Source organism: Bacillus cereus group sp. BfR-BA-01355, from assembly GCF_022663675.1.
Classification (GTDB): Bacteria; Bacillota; Bacilli; order Bacillales; family Bacillaceae_G; genus Bacillus_A; species Bacillus_A thuringiensis_S.
Genome location: NZ_JAKUFY010000181.1, coordinates 1 through 5,989, shown reverse-complemented (window position 1 = coordinate 5,989; position 5,989 = coordinate 1). Strand labels below are relative to the sequence as shown.

The following is a 5,989-nucleotide window of genomic DNA, read 5'->3' as shown; positions in this document are numbered from 1 at the left end:
AAAACAGATAAATTACAGTCATAGGGGTGAATTACATGGAACAATTAATGCGAAATTCGTTTCTTTTCTTATCTAAAAATAAAGCGCTAACAAAACTGGCTAAAAAGTACGGTTTACGCTTTGGTGCAGGTCGCTTCGTCGCAGGGGAGACGATTGAATTAGCGACAGCTGCCATTCAGGCATTAAATAAGCAAGGTCTTTGTGTAACAATCGATTATTTAGGTGAATTCGTTGATAATGAAGCGGAAGCAAATGAAATGGCTAACCAATCGATTGAAGCGATCCGTGCAATTGGAAGAGAAGGTCTTGATTCGCAGCTTTCTTTAAAGATGACTTCTATGGGATTAGATATCTCTGATGAAATCGTAATGAACAATATGCGCCGTATTTTAGAAGCTGCAAAAGAAAATGGTGTGTTCGTTACCATTGATATGGAAGACTATACACGCTGTGGTAAAACAATTGATATCTTTAAACAATTAAAATCTGAATACGATAATATTGGTACTGTTATTCAAGCTTACCTATATCGTACAGAAAAAGATATTGAAGATTTAAATGCTTATAATCCTAATTTACGTCTTGTAAAAGGTGCTTATAAAGAACCTGAAGAAGTGGCGTTCCCGGATAAGAAAGATGTAGATGACAATTATAAAAAAATTATTAAAATGCACTTATTAAATGGAAATTATACTGCAATTGCTTCACATGATGAAGCGATTATTGAATATACAAAAAAACTTGCTGAAGAACACAACATTCCAAGGGATCAATTTGAATTCCAAATGTTATATGGAATTCGTAATGAGCGTCAACTTGAGCTAGTAAAAGAAGGTTACAAAATGCGTGTTTACGTACCTTATGGAAACGACTGGTATGGCTACTTCATGCGTCGTCTAGCAGAGCGTCCAGCAAACGTTGCGTTCGTATTAAAAGGTATGGTTAAAAAATAACCAAGGAGAAAATACTCCTTGGTTATTTTAATTGCTGAAATGCATAATGTGCCATTTTCTTCGTATCAGGATATAGTTGCGCGCGAGTAGAAGATAATACGACGTTAATGACGCGTTTACCGTCTTTTTCATCGACTGTTACGACTGTATATTTGCCAAGTGCTGATAGACCACTTTTACTTCCAATCGCATATGGATCGTCATATAGTTCTTCTCGTCCATAGTTTGCGATGTTTGGAGAGCGTTCTGAAGTATGTAGAGTTGTACGTGTTGAATTCATATATTCTAAAACAACTGGATACTTTAATGCTTCTTTCGTAATAATAGCAATGTCATATGGTGATACTTTATTCCCAATTGCATCAGCACCACTTGCATTCTTGAAAGTCGCATGCTTTGTACCAAGTTCCTTCGCTCTAGCATTCATCATCTTCACAAATTCATTTTTTGATCCTGCGATATGTTCTGCAATTGATTCAGCTATTGGATCTGCACTAATGATAAGCATAAGTTTTAATGCCTCATCACGCTTTAATTTTTCCCCAGCACGAAGTTTAATTTTCTTACTTTGACTTTCTGTTTTAATTGCGTTTTCTGTAACTGTAATTTCTTCATCTTCTTTTACATTCTCTAGTAAAAGAAGGGTTGTCATCATTTTGGCTATACTAGCCGGATAAGAACGTTCGTCTTCGCGTTTCCCATACAAAATTTCACCTGTGTCTGCATCGATTGTAACGCCATATTGCCCAGTAATCTTAGGTTGATCAGCTCTTACAGCTTGTTGCCTCTGTGCATAAGAGAAGAAAATCATCCCTGTAAATAGTGTAGCAATCATTACAATCATAACTATTGTTCGTTTCATCATCGTTCCCTCTTTTGTTTTCCATATGTACAAATAAATTGGGCAGAAAAAGCAGCCATTAATCATTATGCCACGTTCTCTGCCCAAAAATATAGCGTTATTTTTCGCCCATATTATGCTTCTTATATTGTTGATTATTACCTTGGCGTCCTTTTTCAACACCGTGATTATGCGGACCTGCATTTCCAGTTACACTAGCTGCACTAATTCCAGCCTTAGAAGGGTTCTTCTTAAGTTTTGCCATATATATTCCTCCAGTTTCGTCAGATTATAAAAAGGAAAAGTGCATTTAAACAAAGAAAATACACATGTATAGCATAGCCAAATGAAAGAAAAATATTTATTTCAGAAAATTTTATCAATAAATATATTGCGAAAATTTAAACAGTATCATATATTTATTAGTAGAGGCTCACTCATTGATTGCGACTTATGTCGAAAAATTGAATGAGCATTCATTCAAGAATAGGGGGAGAATTGGATGTTCCAAATTAAAAAGGCTGCTGTTCTAGGTTCAGGCGTAATGGGTTCAGGGATTGCGGCACACTTAGCTAATATTGGTATTCCGACATTATTGCTTGATATTGTACCACCTGCGCTAACAAAAGAAGAGGAAGCGAAGGGACTTACATTAGAACATAAAAGTGTGAGAAATCGTTTTAGTAATACGGCTGTGCAAAAATTATTAAAGCAAAAACCAGCTCCTCTGACAGTGAAAGGAAATTTAGCACTGATTGAAGCAGGTAACTTAGAAGATGATCTTGAGCGTCTAGCTGATGTAGATTGGATTATTGAAGTAGTAGTTGAAAACTTAGATATTAAAAAGAAATTATTTGAAAAAGTAGACGCTGTTCGTAAACCGGGTTCTATTGTAAGCTCGAATACGTCAGGCATCTCAGTTGAAAAAATGGCAGAAGGTCGTTCAGACGACTTCCAGAAACACTTCTTAGGCACACACTTTTTTAACCCACCACGATATTTAAAACTTCTAGAGGTAATACCGACGAAAGAAACAGATCCACAAGTATTAAGCTTCATGAAACTATTTGGCGAAGACGTTCTTGGAAAAGGCGTTGTTATCGCAAAAGACACACCAAACTTTATTGGAAACCGCATCGGTACGTACGGTTTATTAGTAACTCTTCAAGAGATGATAAAACGCGGCTATAGCATTGGGGAAGTTGATTCTGTAACAGGCCCACTTATTGGTCGTCCGAAGAGCGCGACGTTCCGTACATTAGATGTTGTCGGTTTAGATACATTCGTACACGTTGCAAATAACGTATATGAAAACGTACAAGAAGAAGAGCGTGATGTATTTAAAGTACCAGCTTTCATGCATGACATGCTTGAGAAAAAATGGCTTGGAAGTAAAACGGGTCAAGGCTTCTTCTTAAAACAAGGAAAAGAAATTTTAGAATTAAATCCTGAAACGATGGAATACGAAGCGCGTAAAAAATTAAAAGCTGCATCCGTAGAGTTAAGTAAACAAGAAAAAGGATTAGCGAATAAATTGAAAGCGCTTGTATACGCGAAAGACCGTGCAGGAGAGTTGTTATGGAACATCATTACACCAACTCTTTTATACTCTGCAAAACTTCATAAAGAGATTGCTGACGATATCGTTGCAATTGACCAAGCGATGAAGTGGGGCTTCGGCTGGGAGCAAGGGCCATTTGAAGTGTGGGATGCAATTGGTGTTGAAAAATCTGTTCAAAAGATGGAAGAAAACGGCGTAGTTGTTCCTACTTGGGTGAAAGAAATGTTAGAGAAAGGTTTCACTACTTTCTACAAACATGATAACGGAGATAGCTACTATTACGATAATGGCGAATATAAGCGAATCGAACGTAATAAAAAGGCAATTTCTCTTAAGCAATTAAAAGCGAAAAATGGCGTATTAAAGAAAAATAGCGGAGCGAGCTTAATTGATTTAGGTGACGGTATCCTTTGCTTAGAATTCCATTCGAAGAGCAATGCAATTGGTATGGATATTACGCAAATGATTAACTACGCTGTTGATGAAGTAGAAAAGAATTATAAAGGTCTTGTTATCGGTAACCAATCGAAGAACTTCTGCGTTGGTGCGAACCTAGCAATGATCTTAATGGAAGCACAAGACGACAATTACTTTGAAATTGAGTTGGTTGTGAAAAACTTCCAAGATGCAATGACGAAAATTAAGTACTCTTCTAAGCCAGTTGTAGCAGCACCATATGGTATGACGCTTGGCGGAGGTACAGAAGTTTGCTTACCAGCAGCTAGCATTCAAGCTTCTAGTGAAACGTATATGGGCTTAGTAGAAGTTGGTGTTGGTTTAATTCCTGGCGGAGGCGGTAATAAAGAGCTATACATTAAACACTTAAATAAAATGCCAAACGGTGTAGAGTTTGACCTGCAAAAAGTTGCGAATAAAGTGTTCGAATCTGTAGCGATGGCGAAAGTTTCTACATCAGCACAAGAAGCTGTATCGAACAACTTCTTAGGCGATAAAGACGGTATTAGTGTGAATGGTGATCACTTACTATATGATGCGAAACAAAAAGCACTTGCTTTATATGAAGCTGGCTATAAAGCGCCGATTCGTAAAAAGATACCAGTTGTTGGTGAAACAGGATATGCAACTCTTGTACTTGGTGCAGAAGCAATGCATTTATCAGGTTACATTTCTGAACATGATCTTCACATTGCGAAGAAACTTGCATATGTCATCGCGGGCGGAAAAGTGCCGTACGGAACAGAAGTTGATGAGCAGTATTTATTAGATGTAGAACGTGAAGCATTTATTAGCTTAGTAAGTGAGATGAAATCACAAGCAAGAATGCAGCACATGCTTGTAAAAGGAAAGCCATTACGTAACTAATAACGAGGGGAGATATCGTTCATGAGAGAAGCTGTCATTGTTGCGGGAGCAAGAACACCAATTGGAAAAGCAAAGAGGGGTTCATTAAAAACAGTTCGTCCTGACGATCTAGGGGCATTAGTAGTAAAGGAAACGTTAAAGCGTGCGAATTATGAAGGACCAATCGATGATTTAATTTTCGGTTGTGCGATGCCAGAAGCAGAGCAAGGTTTAAATATGGCTCGTAATATCGGCGGATTAGCAGGACTTTCTTACGATGTTCCAGCTATTACGATTAACCGCTACTGTTCTTCAGGTTTACAAAGTATCGCTTACGGAGCAGAGCGTATTATGCTTGGTCACTCGGAAGCTGTATTATCAGGCGGGGCAGAATCAATGAGTTTAGTTCCAATGATGGGACACGTTGTTCGTCCGAATAGTCGCCTTGTAGAAGCAGCTCCAGAATATTATATGGGTATGGGACATACAGCAGAGCAAGTTGCTGTGAAATATGGAATTTCTCGTGAAGAGCAAGATGCATTTGCAGTAAGAAGTCATCAACGCGCTGCGAAAGCATTAGCGGCAGGTAACTTCGCTGATGAAACAGTATCTGTAGATGTGACGTTACGTACTGTTGGATCAAACAATAAACTGCAAGAAGAAACAATCATTTTCGCACAAGACGAAGGTGTGAGAGCAGAAACGTCGCTAGACATTTTAGGTAAATTACGTCCAGCATTTAACGTTCGCGGTTCTGTAACAGCTGGTAACTCTTCACAAATGAGTGACGGTGCAGCATCTGTACTATTAATGGATCGTGAAAAAGCAGTGAGCGATGGCATGAAGCCGCTTGCGAAATTCCGTTCATTTGCAGTAGCTGGCGTACCACCAGAAGTAATGGGAATCGGCCCAATCGCTGCAATTCCAAAAGCATTAAAACTAGCTGGCTTAGAGCTATCTGATATTGGCTTATTCGAACTAAATGAAGCATTCGCTTCTCAATCAATTCAAGTTATTCGTGAACTTGGTTTAGATGAAGAAAAAGTAAACGTAAACGGTGGTGCAATCGCACTTGGACATCCACTTGGCTGTACAGGAGCAAAACTAACACTATCTCTTATTCACGAAATGAAACGCCGCAACGAACAATTCGGTATCGTAACAATGTGTATCGGCGGCGGAATGGGAGCAGCGGGAGTATTTGAATTACTTTAAAAAGTGCAGGTGGCTCGTTTAGAACAGGAGGGGGATGGAGCTTCAGACGTAGAGGCGCTCTTTACCTCGTAGGAAGAAGCGAAGCCACCGAACATTCTAGCCACTGGAACTGGATTA

The 5,989-nt window shown here is 38.7% G+C and carries 5 protein-coding genes; 3 read left to right on the top strand and 2 right to left on the bottom strand.

The window, feature by feature from the left end:
• Positions 1-35 precede the first annotated feature (35 nt).
• Positions 36-953, top strand: coding sequence for a proline dehydrogenase family protein (locus MR167_RS29890; protein WP_000436780.1), 918 nt, complete (start codon positions 36-38; stop codon positions 951-953).
• 22 nt (positions 954-975) lie between these two features.
• Here MR167_RS29890 and MR167_RS29885 read toward each other — a convergent pair whose 3' ends face one another.
• Complete coding sequence (locus tag MR167_RS29885) at positions 976-1,815, bottom strand: D-alanyl-D-alanine carboxypeptidase family protein (protein WP_000831456.1); 840 nt, start codon at positions 1,813-1,815, stop codon at positions 976-978.
• Positions 1,816-1,912: 97 nt separating this feature from the next.
• Positions 1,913-2,059: a YuzL family protein gene (locus tag MR167_RS29880; protein WP_001096344.1), complete on the bottom strand. Its 147-nt coding sequence runs from the start codon at positions 2,057-2,059 to the stop codon at positions 1,913-1,915.
• A gap of 237 nt (positions 2,060-2,296) precedes the next feature.
• Between MR167_RS29880 and MR167_RS29875 the strand changes: the two genes are divergently transcribed.
• Together MR167_RS29875 and MR167_RS29870 are read left to right on the top strand one after the other, a co-directional pair.
• On the top strand, positions 2,297-4,678 hold the full coding sequence (locus MR167_RS29875) for a 3-hydroxyacyl-CoA dehydrogenase/enoyl-CoA hydratase family protein (RefSeq protein ID WP_000486371.1): 2,382 nt from the start codon (positions 2,297-2,299) through the stop codon (positions 4,676-4,678).
• 21 nt (positions 4,679-4,699) lie between these two features.
• Complete coding sequence (locus MR167_RS29870; protein ID WP_001206339.1) at positions 4,700-5,872, top strand: acetyl-CoA C-acetyltransferase; 1,173 nt, start codon at positions 4,700-4,702, stop codon at positions 5,870-5,872.
• The last annotated feature ends 117 nt before the right edge of the window (positions 5,873-5,989 follow it).